Annotated in this window: 18 protein-coding genes; all 18 read left to right on the forward strand. The window is 29.9% G+C overall.

What is annotated here, in order from left to right; genetic code table 11:
* Positions 1–9: 9 nt before the first annotated feature.
* The 18 genes from sucC (at position 10) to hypA (ending at position 17631) form a co-directional block, all read left to right on the forward strand.
* On the forward strand, positions 10–1194 hold the full coding sequence (sucC, locus tag CURT_RS04670; protein ID WP_018713084.1) for an ADP-forming succinate--CoA ligase subunit beta: 1185 nt from the start codon (positions 10–12) through the stop codon (positions 1192–1194).
* Positions 1191–2066 carry a succinate--CoA ligase subunit alpha gene (sucD, locus tag CURT_RS04675; RefSeq protein ID WP_018713085.1) on the forward strand — a complete coding sequence of 292 codons (876 nt, stop codon included), beginning with the start codon at positions 1191–1193 and terminating at the stop codon, positions 2064–2066. The genes sucC and sucD overlap by 4 nt, the downstream gene beginning before the upstream one ends.
* Before the next feature lie 12 nt (positions 2067–2078).
* A complete protein-coding gene (locus CURT_RS04680; RefSeq protein WP_018713086.1) occupies positions 2079–2384 on the forward strand; it encodes a 4Fe-4S dicluster domain-containing protein in 306 nt (101 codons plus the stop codon).
* Positions 2381–3517 carry a 2-oxoglutarate synthase subunit alpha gene (locus CURT_RS04685; RefSeq protein WP_018713087.1) on the forward strand — a complete coding sequence of 379 codons (1137 nt, stop codon included), beginning with the start codon at positions 2381–2383 and terminating at the stop codon, positions 3515–3517. Before CURT_RS04680 ends, CURT_RS04685 begins: the two co-directional genes overlap by 4 nt.
* A complete protein-coding gene (locus CURT_RS04690; protein ID WP_018713088.1) occupies positions 3517–4362 on the forward strand; it encodes a 2-oxoglutarate ferredoxin oxidoreductase subunit beta in 846 nt (281 codons plus the stop codon). Before CURT_RS04685 ends, CURT_RS04690 begins: the two co-directional genes overlap by 1 nt.
* Positions 4359–4910, forward strand: a complete 552-nt coding sequence (locus CURT_RS04695) for a 2-oxoacid:acceptor oxidoreductase family protein (protein WP_018713089.1) — start codon at positions 4359–4361, stop codon at positions 4908–4910. Before CURT_RS04690 ends, CURT_RS04695 begins: the two co-directional genes overlap by 4 nt.
* A gap of 468 nt (positions 4911–5378) precedes the next feature.
* Positions 5379–6530 carry a hydrogenase small subunit gene (locus CURT_RS04700; RefSeq protein ID WP_018713090.1) on the forward strand — a complete coding sequence of 384 codons (1152 nt, stop codon included), beginning with the start codon at positions 5379–5381 and terminating at the stop codon, positions 6528–6530.
* A 2-nt stretch (positions 6531–6532) separates the two neighbouring features.
* Positions 6533–8251 (forward strand): nickel-dependent hydrogenase large subunit, encoded by a 1719-nt coding sequence (locus CURT_RS04705; protein WP_018713091.1) that lies wholly within the window; start codon positions 6533–6535, stop codon positions 8249–8251.
* 12 nt (positions 8252–8263) lie between these two features.
* Positions 8264–8947, forward strand: coding sequence for a Ni/Fe-hydrogenase, b-type cytochrome subunit (cybH, locus tag CURT_RS04710; RefSeq protein WP_018713092.1), 684 nt, complete (start codon positions 8264–8266; stop codon positions 8945–8947).
* A gap of 1 nt (position 8948) precedes the next feature.
* Entirely contained in the window at positions 8949–9497 is a 549-nt protein-coding gene (locus tag CURT_RS04715) for a HyaD/HybD family hydrogenase maturation endopeptidase (protein ID WP_026320319.1), read from the forward strand.
* The gene (locus CURT_RS04720; RefSeq protein ID WP_018713094.1) at positions 9494–10999 is read left to right on the forward strand and encodes a hypothetical protein; all 1506 of its coding nucleotides are present in this window, start codon (positions 9494–9496) and stop codon (positions 10997–10999) included. Before CURT_RS04715 ends, CURT_RS04720 begins: the two co-directional genes overlap by 4 nt.
* Positions 11000–13252 (forward strand): carbamoyltransferase HypF, encoded by a 2253-nt coding sequence (hypF, locus tag CURT_RS04725; RefSeq protein ID WP_018713095.1) that lies wholly within the window; start codon positions 11000–11002, stop codon positions 13250–13252.
* Positions 13245–13940: a hydrogenase nickel incorporation protein HypB gene (gene hypB, locus CURT_RS04730; protein ID WP_016647008.1), complete on the forward strand. Its 696-nt coding sequence runs from the start codon at positions 13245–13247 to the stop codon at positions 13938–13940. Before hypF ends, hypB begins: the two co-directional genes overlap by 8 nt.
* Positions 13940–14224, forward strand: a complete 285-nt coding sequence (locus tag CURT_RS04735; protein ID WP_016647009.1) for a HypC/HybG/HupF family hydrogenase formation chaperone — start codon at positions 13940–13942, stop codon at positions 14222–14224. Before hypB ends, CURT_RS04735 begins: the two co-directional genes overlap by 1 nt.
* A 3-nt stretch (positions 14225–14227) precedes the next feature.
* On the forward strand, positions 14228–15313 hold the full coding sequence (gene hypD, locus CURT_RS04740) for a hydrogenase formation protein HypD (RefSeq protein ID WP_018713096.1): 1086 nt from the start codon (positions 14228–14230) through the stop codon (positions 15311–15313).
* Positions 15314–15316: 3 nt separating this feature from the next.
* Complete coding sequence (locus tag CURT_RS04745; protein WP_018713097.1) at positions 15317–16228, forward strand: DUF3137 domain-containing protein; 912 nt, start codon at positions 15317–15319, stop codon at positions 16226–16228.
* Positions 16229–16237: 9 nt separating this feature from the next.
* Entirely contained in the window at positions 16238–17233 is a 996-nt protein-coding gene (gene hypE / locus CURT_RS04750; protein WP_018713098.1) for a hydrogenase expression/formation protein HypE, read from the forward strand.
* Between the two features lie 56 nt (positions 17234–17289).
* The gene (hypA, locus tag CURT_RS04755; RefSeq protein ID WP_016647012.1) at positions 17290–17631 is read left to right on the forward strand and encodes a hydrogenase maturation nickel metallochaperone HypA; all 342 of its coding nucleotides are present in this window, start codon (positions 17290–17292) and stop codon (positions 17629–17631) included.
* Positions 17632–17834 lie beyond the last annotated feature (203 nt).

Consider the following 17834-nt stretch of genomic DNA (forward strand, 5'->3'; position numbering starts at 1 on the left):
GGGAATTTAATGAATATCCATGAGTATCAAGCAAAAGCACTTTGCAAAGAATTTGGTATAAAAACAGCCGATGGATTACTTGCATTAACAAGTTTAGAAGCGGTTAATAATGCTAAAAAACTAGGTGGTGAAATTTGGGCTATAAAAGCTCAAATTCATGCAGGTGGAAGAGGGCTTGGAGGCGGAGTTAAAATAGCTAAAAGCTTAGATGAAGTTGAGAAATTTTCAAAAGATATGATTAAAATGACACTAATCACTCCACAAACTGGAAAAAATGGCAAAGTTGTAAATAAAATATATATTGAAAAGGGCTGTAAAATAAAAAAAGAGTTTTATTTAAGCCTTTCGTTTAATCGTGATTCTCAAAAACTTTGTTTAATAGCAAGTTCAAGTGGTGGAATGAGTATAGAAGAGATATCAAGCTCAAACCCAGAGCTTATCAAGGCTATTTTTATTGATCCACAAATTGGTCTTATGGATTTTCATATTTTAGAGATTTCATCATTTTTAGGTTTCGATAAGGATAAATATACCAAATTTCATGATATTTTAACTAAAATTTATGATCTTTATATGCAAAAAGATGCTGTTTTGATAGAAACAAATCCATTAATCCTAGATGAAGATGATGAATTTCTAGTGCTTGATGCAAAAATGAGCTTTGATGATAGTGCACTTTTTAGACATCCTGAAATTTTAGCTTTAAGGGATTTAGATGAAGAGGATAATGCTGAGATAGAAGCTAAAAAACACTCTTTAAGTTATGTAAAACTAGATGGCAATATAGGATGTATGGTAAATGGTGCAGGTTTAGCTATGGGGACAATGGATGCTATTAATTTTGCTGGCGGAAAACCTGCAAATTTTTTAGATGTTGGAGGACTTGCAAGCTCTCATACTGTGGCAAAAGCATTTGAAATCATTCTAAAAGATGAGTTTGTAAAGGTGATTTTTATAAATATTTTTGGAGGCATTGTAAGGTGTGATAGGATTGCAAATGGCATAATAGAAGCAATAAATTTAATAAATCCTAAAATTCCAATTGTTATAAGACTTGATGGAACAAATGCAAAAGAAGCAGAGGATATTTTAAAAAAAGCAAATATTTTAAATTTAATTCCTGTAAAAAATTTAGAAGATGGTGCTATTTTGTCTGTAAAACTTTCAAAAGAGTTTAACAAGGATATCAAATGAGTATTTTAATTGACAAATCTACAAAAGTTATTGTTCAAGGTTTTACAGGTAAAGAGGCAACATTTCACTCACAAAAATGCCTTGAATATGGCACTTTAATAGTTGGTGGAGTAACTCCATTTAAAGGTGGAATTACTCACCTTGGACTTCCTGTTTTTAACACTGTCAAAGAAGCTGTTGAAAAAACAAATGCTAGTGTTTCGCTTATATTTGTTCCTGCTATGTTTGTGGCTAATGCTATTATAGAAGCTGCAAATGCTGGCATTAAACTATGTATTGTTATCACAGAGCATGCCCCACTAAATGATATAATAAAGGCAAAAAATTTTGCAAATAAATGTGGCATGCAAATAATAGGCCCAAACTCACCCGGCATTATAAGTGCAGATGAATGCAAACTTGGAATTATGCCTGGAAATATTTTCAAAAAATCAAATTTAAATATAGGTTTAATCTCAAAGTCAGGAACATTAACCTACGAGGGTGCAAAGCAAATTTTAGACGAGGGATATGGCATCTCAACAGCTATTGGCATAGGTGGAGATAGGGTTATAGGACTTGGATTTAGTGAACTTTTAGAGATGTTTGAGAAAGATGATGATACAAAAGCAATTGTTTTAATAGGTGAAATTGGAGGTATTTTAGAAATAGAAGCTGCAAAAACTATAAAGGATAAAATTTCAAAACCAGTTGTTGCCTTTATAGCTGGTGCTACAGCTCCAAAAGGTAAAAGAATGGGTCATGCAGGTGCTATAGTAAGTGATTATAACTCAACTGCAAAAGGAAAAATGCAGTCTTTAGAAAAAGTTGGTGTTCATGTAGTGCAAAGCCCTGCTCATATTGGCAGAAAATTAAAAGAAGTATTAGGCTAAAAAGGAAAAAATATGGAAAATTTAAAAGCTGTTTGGGTTGATGAGAGTAGATGCAAAGCTTGCAATATCTGTGTAAGCTATTGTCCAAGTGGGACTTTGGCTATGAGGTATGAACCAAAGGCTATTCAAGGTATGATGATAGAAGTGTTAAATGACAAAACCTGTATTGGTTGCAGGGATTGTGAAACACATTGTCCTGATTTTGCTATTTTTGTGGCTGATAAAGGTTTTAAATTTGCAAAACTTACACCAGAAGCAAAGGCACTTTCACAAGCTATTAAAGAAAATAATTTTATGAAAATAAAGGATGAATTATGAGTGTGGAAGTTATCTCAACTGGTAATGCTCTAGTGGCAAAAGCTGCAATTGATTGTGGCTGTAAATTCTTTGGTGGATATCCAATAACTCCATCTAGTGAGATAGCTCATGAAATGAGTGTAAGACTTCCAGAAGTTGGTGGAACTTTTATTCAAATGGAAGATGAAATTTCTGGTATTTCAGTTGCGCTTGGAGCTTCTATGAGTGGAGCAAAAGCAATGACAGCAAGCAGCGGTCCTGGGATTTCTTTAAAATCAGAACAAATTGGTCTTGCATTTATAGCTGAAATTCCACTAGTTATTGTAAATGTTATGAGAGGAGGTCCATCAACTGGTCTTCCGACTCGAGTTTCTCAAGGTGATATTTTACAAGCTAAAAGTCCAACACATGGAGATTATCAAAGTATAACTTTAATACCAGGAAGCTTAGAAGAAGTCTATACTTTTACAATAAAAGCTTTTAATTTAGCTTCTAAATTTATGACACCTGTTTTTTTACTTCTTGATGAAACACTTGGTCACATGCAAGCAAAGGCTATTTTGCCAGATATTAAAGATATAAAAATATATAAAAGGGATGAGTTTAAAGGTGAAAAAAACAACTATTTGCCATATAAAGCAGATATTGATAGACCTGCCGTTTTAAATCCTTTCTTTAAAGGTTATCGTTATCACATCACAGGACTTCATCACGGAAATACAGGATTTCCAACTGAAAATGGCGAGATAGTTGATTATAACATTAAAAGACTTTTTAATAAGATAAATTTACATAAAGATGAAATTTGCGAATTTGAAGAGTTTAACTTAGAAAATGCTGAAATTTGTATAATAGCCTATGGAAGTGTAAATTTAGCAGTTAAAAGTGCCATTGAAATTTTAAATAAAGAATGTATTAAGGTTGGGTTGTTTAGACCTTTAACCTTATGGCCAAGTAGTAAGAAAAAAATAAAAGAAATTTGTGATAAATTTAAAAATATCTTAGTAGTTGAGTTAAATTTAGGACAATATTTTGGAGAAATTCAAAAATGTGGTTTAAGAGATGATTTACATACACTTTTTAAAGCAAATGGAAGACCAATAAGTCCAAATGAAATTATTAAAAAAGTAAAAGAAATCAAAGGAGTGAAATAATGGCATTTAATTATGATAAATACTTACGAATCGATAAACTTCCAACTCTTTGGTGTTGGGGATGTGGTGATGGTGTGATTTTAAAGGCTATTATCAGAGCTATTGATGCTATGGGTTGGGATTTAGATGATGTTTGTGTAGTAAGTGGCATAGGATGCAGTGGGAGAATGAGTTCATATATAAATTGTAACACTGTTCATACAACGCATGGTAGAGCATTAGCTTATGCAACAGGTATAAAACTAGCTAATCCAACTAAAAATGTTATTGTTGTAACAGGAGATGGAGATGGTCTTGCAATTGGTGGAAACCATACAATTCACGCCGCAAGAAGAAATATAGGTATTAAACATATTTTAATAAATAATTTCATTTATGGTCTTACAAATTCTCAAACATCCCCAACAACACCAAAGGGCTTTTGGACGGTTACTGCACAAAGAGGAAATATAGATCCAAGTTTTAATGCAACTGATTTATTAATCGGAGCAGGGGCGACATTTGTAGCAAGACAGACGATAATAAACGCAGATGCGTTAGTAAAACTTTTAGTAAAAGGCTTTAGTCATGACGGATATGCTTTTTTTGATATTTTTTCAAATTGTCATATAAATTTAGGTAGAAAAAATAAAATGGCACAAGCTACTGATATGATAAAGTGGATTGAAAACATAACAGTAAATAAAATAAAATATGATAAATTAAGCGATGAAGAAAAAGCAGGACTTTTTCCACTTGGAGTTTTGCACGAAGATAACTCTCATCTTGAATACACAAAAGCCTATGCTAAGGTTATAGAGGCAGCGCAAAATAAAACTAAAATCGACTTTAAGGAGATAGTATGACAACAAAACTTAGATTCGTGGGAGTTGGTGGACAAGGAGTTATACTAGCAGGTGAGATTTTAGCAGCTGCAAAGATAAAAGCAGGTGGTTTTGGCGTAAAGGCATCAACCTATACTTCTCAAGTTAGGGGTGGTCCTACAAAGGTTGATATTATATTAAGTGATGATGAGATTTTATATCCATATGCTGATGATATAGATTTTATGATAGCAACAGCACAAGTTAGTTTTAATAGTTTTAAAAATGATGTAAAAGAAGGTGGAGTTATTGTAGTTGAGCCAAATTTGGTAAGTCCAAGCAGTGAAGATAGAAAAAAATGGCAAATTTATGAAATTCCTATTATTTCAATTGCAAAAGATGATGTTGGAAATGTAATAACTCAAAGTGTTGTAGCTCTTGGGATTGCGGTTGGTTTTACAAAAGTTATGGATAAAGAACTCGTTAGAAATGAAATGTTAAGAAGCGTGCCTGAAAAAGTAAAAGAAGCAAACATAAAAGCTTATGATTTGGGACTAAAAGCGGCCAATGAGCTATTAAAAATTAAATAATATTTGATTTAAGTGCTTTAAATTTTAACACTATAGCTCAAAACTTCAATATAAAATGTTGTTTATGTAGGAGAGTTTAGAGATAAATACAACAACCAAACATTTAATTTAGGACTAAATTAAATGTTTTAAAATATTTTAATGGAAGATTTATCTTCCCTTAAAAACAATATTCATAACTTCTTTAACCAATATCTTTAAAAGTTTCTAATTTATCACTTAATATATTTTTCTTATAAATAATACTAAATATATATAGTTAAATTTATGAAATTTTATACAAATTCATATATAATATGCAAAATTTAAAGATTTTATTTAAGAAAGATATAAGTTTTTTCTTATAATAAAGATGAATTTATGTTTAAAAATAAAATTTAATTTTATTATTTAAGGTAAAATCTTTTAAATTATTGTAAAATTGTAAAGATTTAAAAACCGAACATATTTTAAGAAAAAGGAGATGTGATGGTAAAGGATAAGTTATTAGAAAAAATAACTTTAAGGCTTAATGAAGTTGAAAAATTGCCTAAAATAAAGGAAGGCTCTATCATACAGACTCTTGAAGAAAATGGTCTTTCAAGAAGAGATTTTATGAAATGGGCTGGAGCTATGACAGCAACTCTTGGTCTTAGTAGTGCTTTTATACCTGCAGTTTCTAAGGCAGCTGAGTTAGCAGATAGACTTCCTGTTATTTGGTTACACATGGCTGAATGTACAGGTTGTAGTGAAAGTTTATTAAGAACAGCAACACCAAGTATTGATAGTTTAATATTTGATTATATTTCACTTGAATATCATGAGACTATAATGTCAGCAAGTGGTTGGCAAGCTGAAGAAAATTTGGAGCAAGCCATAGAAAAGTACAAGGGTCAATATATTTTAATGGTTGAGGGTGGAATTCCTGCTGGAACAAGTGAGTATTTTTTAACAGTTGGACCACACGGAACAACTGGTGCAGAACATTGTAGGATAGCTTCTAAAAATGCTGCAGCTATTTTTGCGATTGGAACCTGTTCAAGCTTTGGTGGTATTCAAGCAGCTTATCCTAATCCAACAAACTCTCAAGCTCTTAGTAAGATAGTCAATCAGCCAGTTATAAATATACCTGGATGTCCTCCAAGTGAAAAAAATATAGTTGGAAATGTATTGAATTATATACTATTTGGAACACTTCCTGCACTTGATTCATATAATAGACCAAAATGGGCATATAGACTTAGAATTCATGATCTTTGCGAAAGAAGGGGAAGATTTGATGCTGGTGAGTTTGTAGAGCACTTTGGTGATCAAGGCGCAAAAGATGGATACTGCCTATACAAAGTAGGTTGTAAAGGACCATACACATTTAACAACTGTTCACAAGAGAGATTTAACTCTCATACTTCTTGGCCAATACAGGCAGGACACGGTTGTATAGGTTGTTCAGAACCTGATTTTTGGGATACAATGGGACCACTTGAAGAGCCTTTAGCAGATAGATTATATAAAAGTGTTTTTGGTGGACTTGGAGCAGATGCAACAGCTGATAAAATAGGAATAGGTGTTTTAGCAGTTGCAGGAATCGCTATTGCAGCTCACGCAGCAGTTGGTTCATTTAAGAAAAATAAAGGAGAGTAATAATGAGCGAAAGAATAGTAGTAGATCCAATTACTAGAATAGAAGGACATTTAAGAGTCGAAGTTGTTGTTGATGAAAATAATGTGGTAACTGACGCATATTCAGGCTCAACTCTTTGGAGGGGTCTTGAAACTATAGTAAAAGGAAGAGATCCAAGAGATGCAGGACTTTTTATGCAACGAATTTGTGGAGTTTGTACTTACTCTCATTATAAGGCAGGAATTATAGCAGTTGAAGATGCACTTGGCATAAAACCACCACTAAATGCGGTTTTAACAAGAAGTCTAATGACTAACGCTTTGTTTTTTCATGATCATTGTGTGCATTTTTATCAACTACATGCACTTGATTGGGTTGATGTAGTAAGTGCATTAAGTGCTGATGTGTTTAAAGCTAGCGAAGAAGCTTTTAAATACTGTGAAACTCCTTATGCTTGTGGAGCAGATCATTTAAAAAGTGTTCAAGATAGAGTTAAGAAATTTGTAGATAAAGGAAATTTAGGACCATTTGCAAATGCATATTATGGACATCCTACTTACAAATTTACACCTGAGCAAAATTTAATTGCATTAAGCCACTATTTAGAATGTTTAAGAATTCAAAGAACTGCAGCTGAATTAATGGCAATATTTGGTGCTAAAAATCCACATCCACAAAGTTTAGTAGTAGGCGGAATCACTTCTGTTATGGATATTTTAAGTCCTTCAAGATTAGGTGAATATTTAACCAAATTTAATGAAGTTGCTGATTTTGTAAATAGAGCATATTATTCAGATATTGTTATGGCTGCAAGAGCTTATGGTAATGAACCAAGCGTTATAAATGATGTTGGAACACCAAATTTATGGTCTCATGAAGAGCTTCCTTATAGTAAAAATGAATTTTTATTTGATAGTGGAATTATTTTAAATGGTGATTTATCAAAAGTTTATGAGCTTGATGAAAGCAAAATAACAGAAGAAGCAACTCATGCTTGGTATAAAAACGATGCCCCTCTTCATCCTTATGAAGGTGCTCAAGATCCAAATTATACAGGATTTAAAACTGAAAAAACAATGAATGCTCAAGGTGAGATGGTTGATACAAAAGTATTTGATATAAAAGGTAAATATAGCTGGATTAAAGCTCCAAGATACGATGGAAAACCTATTCAAGTAGGACCTATAGCAAGTATTTGTGTTAGTTATGCAAAAGGGAATAAATTTGTAGTTCCTATCGTTGATCAATTCTTAAAAGATGCAGGACTTCCATTGGAAGCAGTTTTATCAACTCTTGGAAGAACAGCTTGTCGTATGCTTGAAGCTAAAGTCATTGCAACTCATGGACTTAAAGCATTTAATAATTTAGTTGAAAATATTAAATCAGGCGACACAGAAACTTGTGCTAAATACAAAATTGACAATAAAAAAGAATATAAAGGTCGCTATATAGGAAATGCTCCAAGAGGAGCGTTAAGCCATTGGTGTAGAATTGAAAAAGGTGTTATTAAAAACTGGCAAGCGGTTGTTCCATCAACTTGGAATGCATCTCCAAAAGATAAAGATGGTAAAATGGGATCTTATGAAGCTTGCTTAATTGGTCTTAAAATAGCTGATCTAAAACAACCTCTTGAAATTATAAGAAAAATACACTCATACGATCCATGTATTGCGTGTGCAGTTCATGTGATGGATACTAAGGGAAATGAGCTTGGTGCTTATAAGGTAAATCCTAATATTTAAAGGAGAAATAGTATGAAAAAAGAAAATAAAAGAGTGGCTGAGTATGAATTTAGCATAGGATATCGTTTAAGTCACTGGGTTAGATTTTTTGCTATTATGCTTTTAATAATTAGCGGATATTATATATCTTTTGTGTTTCAAAGCCCAATGGTTAGTGATGAACCTGTGCTATTTTTGCAGGCAAAATGGAGATTTGTTCATATAGTTGCTGGATTTGTAATGATAGCTGCTGTTATTTATAAATCTTATATTTTTATATTTGATAAGATGAGCCACATAGAAAGAGTAAGTATAAAAGACTTTTTAAGCCCTAAGGTTTGGTTTGAGCAGATTAAATATTATCTTTATTTAACAGATGAGCATCCACACTTAAAAGGAGTTTATAATCCTTTGCAATTTATTGCTTATATTATGTTTTATGCGGTAGCTTTTATCCTAATACTTACAGGACTTATTTTATATATGCATGTTTATCATCATGGTTTTGGTGGAGCAATTTTCGATATTTTAAGACCTGTTGAAGTATGGATGGGTGGACTTGCAAATGTAAGAGCAATTCATCACATATGCATGAATGTCTTGATAATCTTTATAGTTGCTCATATTTATATGGCTGTATTTAACGCTGTTAAGGGTAGAAATGGCGGAATGGACGCTGTAATAAGCGGCTATAAATTTCCAGAAGAAAATCACTAAAATGAAAATTTTAGTTTTAGGAATAGGAAATGTATTGTACTCCGATGAAGGTATCGGAGTACATTTTGTAAAATTACTTGAAAAAAACTATCAATTTATCTCAAATGAACATGAGATAAATTTTATGGATGGTGGAACATTAGCAAATTTTTTGATGTTTATAATGGCAAAATATGACCATATTTTTTTAGTTGATTGTATTGAGGCTGATGATGGCAAAGTAGGCGATGTCTATTTTTTTAGCTATGATGATATGCCAAAAATGATAAAGTGGAGTGGCTCAGCTCATGAAGTTGAAATGCTTCAAACTTTGCAAATGATGGAATTAGCAGGCGATTTACCATCAACTAAAATCTTAGGTGTTATTCCAAAAAGAGTTGAACCTTTAGCTTTTACTATAAGTGATGAACTTAAAAACTCAGTTAAAGTTATGGAAAAAACTTCTTTAAATTACTTTAAAAGTTTAGGTTTTGAAGTAAAAAAAATCAATGATTTAACCATTCAAGATATAGCAAATGAGTTTGATGAGATAGGAAAAAATAAAATATGATAATAGCTTTTAAATTTAACTATACAAATAAAAATAATTTTTTAGCTTATTTTTTAGAATTTTATGCTAAAAAAAGTTCTTTAAGTTATTCAATCACAAAAGAGGGCGATATTTTAACCCTATTTGTAAAAGGAGAAGAAAAAGATCTTTTAAAATTTAGCGATGAAAGTATGATTTTAATACCAAATTCTATTTTTTTACAAAAAAGCGAAGTTGAAGTAGTAGATGAATTGCCAAATACAAACATTGAGATTCCAAATTTAAGCTTTTCAAATTTAACTCCAAGTATTGTAAAAAACTATGTAAATCACACCGAAAATTTAAAAAATGAATATAATATCTTTAGTGAAATTTCTATTTTAAAAGATAATGAATTTATCAAAATAGACGAAAAAAACTATAAAGAACTTTTAGAATTTTGTTTTTTAAACTTGCTACATAATAAAACACTACTGTTAAAAGATGGAAATAACAATGAATTATATTTTGAAAGCGGTGTAAATTTTAAAGCAAATTATCTAATGCCAACAAGCTTTAAAAGTATAAGTTCACTTTTTATAGCAGATGAAAAAAGCTTAATCGCATTATCAAGCTATGAAAAACCACTTATAAATTTAAAGATAAATGCAGTTTTTAGAAAAAATCACGAAAATGCTCCTGCTTTCTTTGATATAAAAGCCGCAAGTGATTTTTTTATATTTGCTCTTTTAGATAGACTATATGAAGAAAATATTAATTTTGTAAGCGTTAAAAGTCAAATTTTAATTAAAGCATCTGTTTTAGATAATGAAATTTTAGTTACTAATAATAATCTTTTTTTAAGTAGCAATGAAAAACTAATCTTGGAAAAAAACAGATACTCTAATTTATCAAAATTTGGACTTATTTGTGATGAATACAACTCTTTTAATGATAAAAATTTAAATATCTATTTAACTAAATTTGGGATGGATGATACAACCCTTTACCAAAACAATAATTCGATAAATTTTTTAAAATTTAGTGAATTTAAAAGCTATGATGAGATAAAAGAGGCTATAACAAAAGATGAAATAGGAAAAAAACTTTTTGAAAATTTCACTAAAAAATATAATTTTCCAAATGGTGAAATCAACAACTCACAAAGTTTTTATGCTATTTTTGACATCTCTTCAAAAATTTTATTTGGTAAAGATGCATCATATCTAATAACAAATGCAAAAGATTTTATTGGAAAAAAAGGTCCGAGTATTGACTACCTTATATCAAATTCTAAATTTGATACTATAAAACTTATAAAAAGTGCAATGAGTTTTAAACTTGCTGGAGTAAGTGATAAAATTCTATCTTTTGGTATAGTTCAAAGTTTGGCTTATTTTCTAAGTGATTTTAGTGATGATTTAGAATTTGACAATGCTTTTTTAACTGGTGATTTATTTGAAGAAAGATTGATTTCAAATTTAATTTTAAATGTTTTTAGTAAAAATAAAAGTGTAAAATTTAGTAAATATTTTGGAGTTTAAATGTGCTATAAATTTAGCATTTTTGGCTTAGTTCAAGGTGTTGGTTTTAGACCTTTTGTTTATTCTTTAGCTTTAAAGCATAAGCTTTTTGGCGAAGTTTATAACGATAGCCAAGGTGTTAAAATTTTTTTATCAGGCAATGAAAATAGCATTTTAGATTTTGAACATGAGTTAAAAACAAATCTTCCACCACTTGCTAGGATAGACAAGATAATAAAAACTAAAATTTCAGGAATTTTTTACAATGATTTTAAGATAACATCTTCAAAAAATACTTCTAAATTTAGTCCAATTTTGCCTGATTTTGCAATTTGCAATGACTGTAAAAGTGAATTTTATGATAAAAATAGCAGATTTTTTCATTATCCTTTTATAAACTGCACAAATTGTGGACCAAGACAATCTATCATAAAAAAACTTCCTTATGATAGAGCAAATACAACAATGAGCAAATTTAAAATGTGTCAAACTTGCCAAAACGAGTATGAAAATCCACTAAATCGTCGTTTTCACGCTCAACCAATTGGCTGCGAGAAATGCGGTATAAGCTTAATCTTAAAAGATAATCAAGCCAAAATTTTAGATAAAAATGATTTTGAAAACTTAGCTAAAAAAGTAGCAAATTTGCTAGAAAATGGAGCTATTTTTGCTATAAAAGGTCTTGGCGGATTTCACTTAGTTTGTGACGCATTTAACAAAAACTCCATACAAAAACTAAGAGAGTTAAAACATCGTCCTAAAAAACCGTTTGCTATAATGTGCAAAGATTTAAAAATGGCTTTAGAAATAGCTGAAATTTCGCAAAAAGAAGCAGAAATTTTAGAAAGTGAAATAAAACCAATTGTTATTTTAAAACTTAAAAACTCATCAAAAATTCCATCAAATTTAGCTCCAAATTTGGATAAAATCGGTATTTTTTTAGCCCCAACTGGACTAAATTTACTTATTTTTGAATATTTTAAAAACCCAATTATCGCAACTAGTGCAAATTTAAGTGGCGAACCTATAATTTCAAATGAAAATAACCTTTATAAAAAACTTGGAAATGTTTTTGATTACGCACTTGATAATGATAGAGAAATTTTAAATCCAAGCGATGATAGTATAGTACAAATTATAGATGAAAAAGCTTTTTATCTTCGCACAAGTAGGGGTATAAATCCAAAGATTTTTCTAACAAATTTCAAAGTCAAAGGCACATTTTTAGCCATCGGAAGCGAACTAAAAAACCAATTTGTTATATATAAAAACTCTCAAATTTTTATATCTGCATATATTGGAGATCTTAAAAATGTTGCAACATTTGAACGTTTTAAAAAAATGCTTGATCTTTTTATAAAAAGTTATGATTTAAAATTTGATGCAGTTATAGCTGATAAACATCCAAGCTTTTTACACACAAAATATTTTAAAGAAAAAGGTTATAAAATTTATAATATCCAGCATCATTATGCGCATTTGATTTCTAATTTATATGAAAATTTCAGTGATGATTTAACAAAATCAAATAAAAATTCAGATAAACAATATTTGGGATTTTGTTTTGATGGCACAGGATATGGGGATAACGCTAAAATTTGGGGTGGTGAAGTTTTTATTTTTAATGGATATAAATATAGTAGAAAATACCATTTTGATGAGTTTTTACTCCTTGGTGGTGATAAAAGCATAAAAGAAATTTATCGCTTAGCTTATGCAATTTTTAAAAAATATGATATTGATACAAAATTATTAAATATTGAGCCAAAATTAGAAAAAAAGTTAAATTTAATTTACACAAAAGAGATAAACTCATATTATACTTCATCACTTGGCAGAGTTTTTGATGCATTTTATTCGCTTATTTTTGGAGTAAGCAAGATAAGCTATGATGCACAAGCTGGCATGATAATGGAGAAATTTTATGATAAGAGTTGTAAAGAAAGTTATAAATTTGAAATTGAAAATGAAAAAATAATATTTAAAGATGCTTTTTTAAATGCTTTAAAAGAAAGCGATAAAAAAGTTTCTATAAGTAAGTTTATAAATGGCTTAGTGGATTTGATTATTAAAATTTCAATAAAAGAAAAACTTGATGTAATATTAAGTGGTGGAGTTTTTCAAAATAAAATTTTAGTTGAAATTTTAATAGCCAAATTTAAAGAAAATGGGATAAAATACTATTTTAATCAAACTTATCCTACAAATGATAGTGGAATTGCCTTAGGGCAGATGATTTGGTTTTTACTAAATAAAGGAGAAAACTATGTGTAAAGATTGCGGTTGTGAAAGTCACAAACATAACGAAGATACAAAATCAACTGTTGAAGTTGTATCTAAAATTTTATCTAAGAATGACAAAGAAGCAGACCATAACAGAGCTCACCTTGATGAAAAAGGGATATTTTGCATAAATTTAATGAGTAGTCCAGGAGCTGGAAAAACAACACTTTTAGAAAATACAATTAAAAAAAGCAAATTTAAAATAGGTGTTGTTGAAGGAGATTTAGAAACTAACCGTGATGCCGATAGAATCATAAAAGCAGGTGCATCAGCATATCAAATCACAACAGGGCAGGGTTGTCACCTAGATGCAGTTATGGTACATGAAGGACTTCATCACTTGCCACTTGAAAATTTAAATCTAGTTTTTGTAGAAAATGTAGGAAATTTAGTTTGTCCTGCAAGCTATGATGTTGGATCTCACATAAATGTAGTACTTTTAAGCTCACCAGAGGGAAGTGATAAAGTTGAAAAATATCCTGTTATGTTTAGAGCTGCAGATTTAGTTATCATAACAAAATCAAGTGTTAAAAAATATTTTAACTTTGATACAAAAGAGGTCATCAACTCAGTTAGAAAGCTTAATCCAAAAGCTGATATTATTGAACTTGACAGTGTTACTGGTGAGGGCTTTGAAAAATGGCTTGATTATCTGAAATTTAAAATGGAGTTTAGATAATGTGTCTTAGCATACCATCAAAAGTTTTAGAAGTAGATGAAAACAACTTTGCTACAGTTGAAACTTTAGGCGTTAAAAGAGGTGTTAGTTTAGATCTTATTGGCGAGCCTGTAAAACCAGGCGAATATGTTTTAATCCATGTTGGCTTTGCAATGGAAAAAATAGATACAAAAGCAGCTCTTGAAAGTTTGGAGTTTTATAAAAAAATTGCAAAAGAGATGGAAGATGGGACAATTGATCAAAGTGATGGTGATATGGGACTATCAAATATGAAAATAGAGTAAAAAATGGATTTAATAAACGACTTTAGAGATAAAACTCATATTTTAAATTTATCAAAACTAATAATTGAAAATTCAAAAAAACCACTTAATATAATGGAAATTTGTGGTGGGCACACACACTCTATAATGAAATTTGGTATTGATAAATTAGTCGGAGAAAATATAAAATTTATCCACGGCCCTGGATGTCCAGTTTGTGTTATGCCTCGTCATAGTATTGATGAGGCCATAAAGCTTGCCTCTATGAAAGATACCATTTTTACAACATTGGCTGATATGTTAAGAGTGCCAGGAAGTTATACAACTCTTGCCAAACAAAGGGCCAAAGGTCATGATATAAGAGCTTTATATTCTCCACTTGATGTGATAAATATAGCATTAAAAAATCCAGATAAAAATGTGATATTTTTTGCTATTGGTTTTGAAACAACTACACCAATGAGTGCAGTTGTCATAGAAAAAGCAATAAATTTAAATCTTAAAAATCTTTTTTTTCATATAAATCATGTTACCGTTCCAGCACCAGTTAAAGCTCTTTTAGATGATAAAAATGTAAAAATTGATGCATTTTTAGGACCAAGTCATGTAAGTGTTATAATTGGTTCAAAACCATACGAAGATATTGCAAAAACTTATAAAAAACCAATTGCCATAAGTGGATTTGAGCCACTTGATATAATGGATTCTATTTTAAATTTAGTTAAACAATTTAATGAAAATAAATTTGAAGTTTATAACGAATACAACCGAGTTGTTAAGCCAAACGGGAATGAAAAAGCTATAAATTTAATAAATAAATATTTCAAAAAAGTGGATTTTGAGTGGAGAGGACTTGGAGTTATACCAAAAAGTGGACTCGATCTAAAAGATGAGTTTGATTTTTTAAATGCAAGGAAAATTTTTGATTGCAGTGTTGAGAGCAAGTCTGAAAACAGAGCCTGTATTTGTGGTGAAATTTTAAGGGGGTTGAAAAATCCACCTGATTGTAAAGTATTTGGAAAGGTTTGCAATCCACAAAACCCACTTGGTTCTTGTATGGTTTCAAGCGAGGGAGCATGTGCGGCTTATTATAAATATAAAAGAGGGTAAAAAGTGGAAGAGCTAGAAAGAAAACAAATACTAAAAAAAGCCATTTTAAATTATAGGCTTTTTTTTGTTTTAGTTCCAGCTTTTTTATTTTTATTTTTTTTGATATTTGAAATTTTTAGTGAGTATTTTCCTGATATTAAAGAGAAATACCCAGAAGCAAATTTGCTTTTTTTAGCCTATTTTCCTTTGTTTTTTATAGCGTTGTTTTTTTTAAATAGGTATTTAAATTATTTAAAAAAACAAAATATAAAATTTGAAAATTATATAAAAGAAAAACTAGTTTCAAAATTTTTAAAAAACTATACTTATAACCCAGCAGATGGTTTCGGAAGTAATTTTATAAATAGTGTAGAAATTTATGCTCATTATGACTTTGCAACTCATGATTTAGTAAAAGGTTTTCATAAAGATACAAAATTTGAGTTTTGTATAGCAGAAACTTGTGAAAATTATACTAGCGTGGGTGGTGATTTTGGAAAGTTAATAAATGGCTTAAAAAAAATGAAGTATGAATTATCAAAATTTACAGGTGTTATTTTGGGTTTTGTGATAGATAAAAATTTTAAATCAAAAACAATAATTGTTGATAAATCCTACAACACAAAAATAAATGGAAAAAAAGAAATTTTTGATAATAGCACTTTTAATGACGAGTTTAGAATATTTAGCGACGATGCTGTAGAAGCTAGGTATTTGCTTAGTTTTTTGGATATGGAAAAAATAGTAAATTTTCAAAACACAATAGGAGCAGGGCAGGCAAGCTATGCTTTTATAAATGGGAAATTTTATATTTTTTTAAATAATTATCATTTTAGTTATAACCCATCTTTATTTTTTGAAGTAAATGAAAAAGATGCGATAAATTTCGCACAAAATATAAAAAAAGTGATAAGTTTTATAGATTATTTTAAATAGGAGTAAATTTTGAAAGAACAAATTCTTTTAAGTCACGGTGGTGGCGGTGAAGAGATGAATGCTTTGATAAATGATATAATTTTCAAAGCCTTTGATAATGAAATTTTAAAAAGTGCAAACGATGCGGCAATTTTAAAATTTAACTCTTTAAATTTAGCTTTTACAACTGATAGTTTTGTTGTAACACCACTATTTTTTAGTGGTGGAGATATCGGTAAAATAGCTATTTGTGGCACTGTAAATGATCTTGCTATGGTTGGAGCAAAACCACTTTATCTAAGTTGTAGCTTTATAATAGAAGAGGGTTTTAGCATAAAATACTTTAAGCAAATTTTAAACTCAATGAGCACAACCGCAAAAGAAGCAGGAGTTTTTATAGTTTGTGGTGATACAAAAGTAGTTCCAAAGGGTAAATGCGATGGTATTTTTATAAATACAAGTGGTGTTGGAGAGATTATAAAACCAATTAATACTGCAAATTTAAAAGCACCAGCTAAAATTTTAGTAAGCTCTGATATCGCTAGACACGGAAGTGTGATAATGCAAGCAAGAGATGAGCTTGGTTTTGAAAGTCAGCTTAAAAGTGATTGCAAACCGCTAAATTTAATAGTTGAAAAAATTCTAAACTCTGGAATTACACCACTTGCAATGAGAGATGCCACAAGAGGTGGAATAAGTGCAGTTTTAAACGAGTGGGCGAAATTTTGTAAAATTGGCATTAAGATAAAAGAATCGGCAATAAATATAAGCGATGAAGTTAAAGGAGTTTGTGAAATTTTAGGTTTTGAACCGTATGATTTAGCAAATGAGGGAACTTTTGTTTTGGCAGTTTGCGAAAAAGAGGCTCCAAAATGTTTAGAAATTTTACGCGAATTTGATAAAAATGCAAATATCATAGGAGAGGTTATAGAAAATGAAGAAAATAGGGTGATTTTAGAAACACTTTATGGAGTTGAGAGATTTTTAGAACCACCAAAAGGTGAGTTACTTCCTAGAATTTGTTAAATTTGAAATTTTTATTTATAAATTTGTAAAATATATAAGACTTTAAAAGGAAAAATATGCATGAGCTTTCAATAGTAATTGATTTAGTTGCACTTTGCGAAGAAAATTTAAGAAAAAATAATAAGAACAAAATAGAAGAAGTTCATCTTAAAATAGGGCGTTTAAGTGGTGTTGAACCACATCTTTTAAAAAGCGCTTATGAGGTTTATCAAAAAGACACAGTTTGCAAAGATGCAAAACTCATTATAAATTTACAAGATGTCGTTGTTAAGTGTAATAAATGCGGAAAAGAAAGCGTGCTTAATAAAAATGAGTTTTTATGCCCAAAATGTGGCTCAAATGACCTTGAAGTGCTTGATGGCGAAGATATGTATTTAATGCAGCTAGTTATGTCATAAATAGGACTTAATAGCTTTTTTACTTCTAGGATATTTTTTTAATACAATAATGATCTTATTTCCATCCTTATAATTTTTTTTTATTTATAAAATTTTACAACCATTAAATTTATTAATATGGCAGAGCCCTTATTATATTTTTCTTATATATTAGATTTCATATTAATATTCTTGCATTTTTCATCATTTTCTTATTTTAAAAA

Source organism: Campylobacter ureolyticus (assembly GCF_013372225.1).
GTDB classification, from domain to species: domain Bacteria; phylum Campylobacterota; class Campylobacteria; order Campylobacterales; family Campylobacteraceae; genus Campylobacter_B; species Campylobacter_B ureolyticus.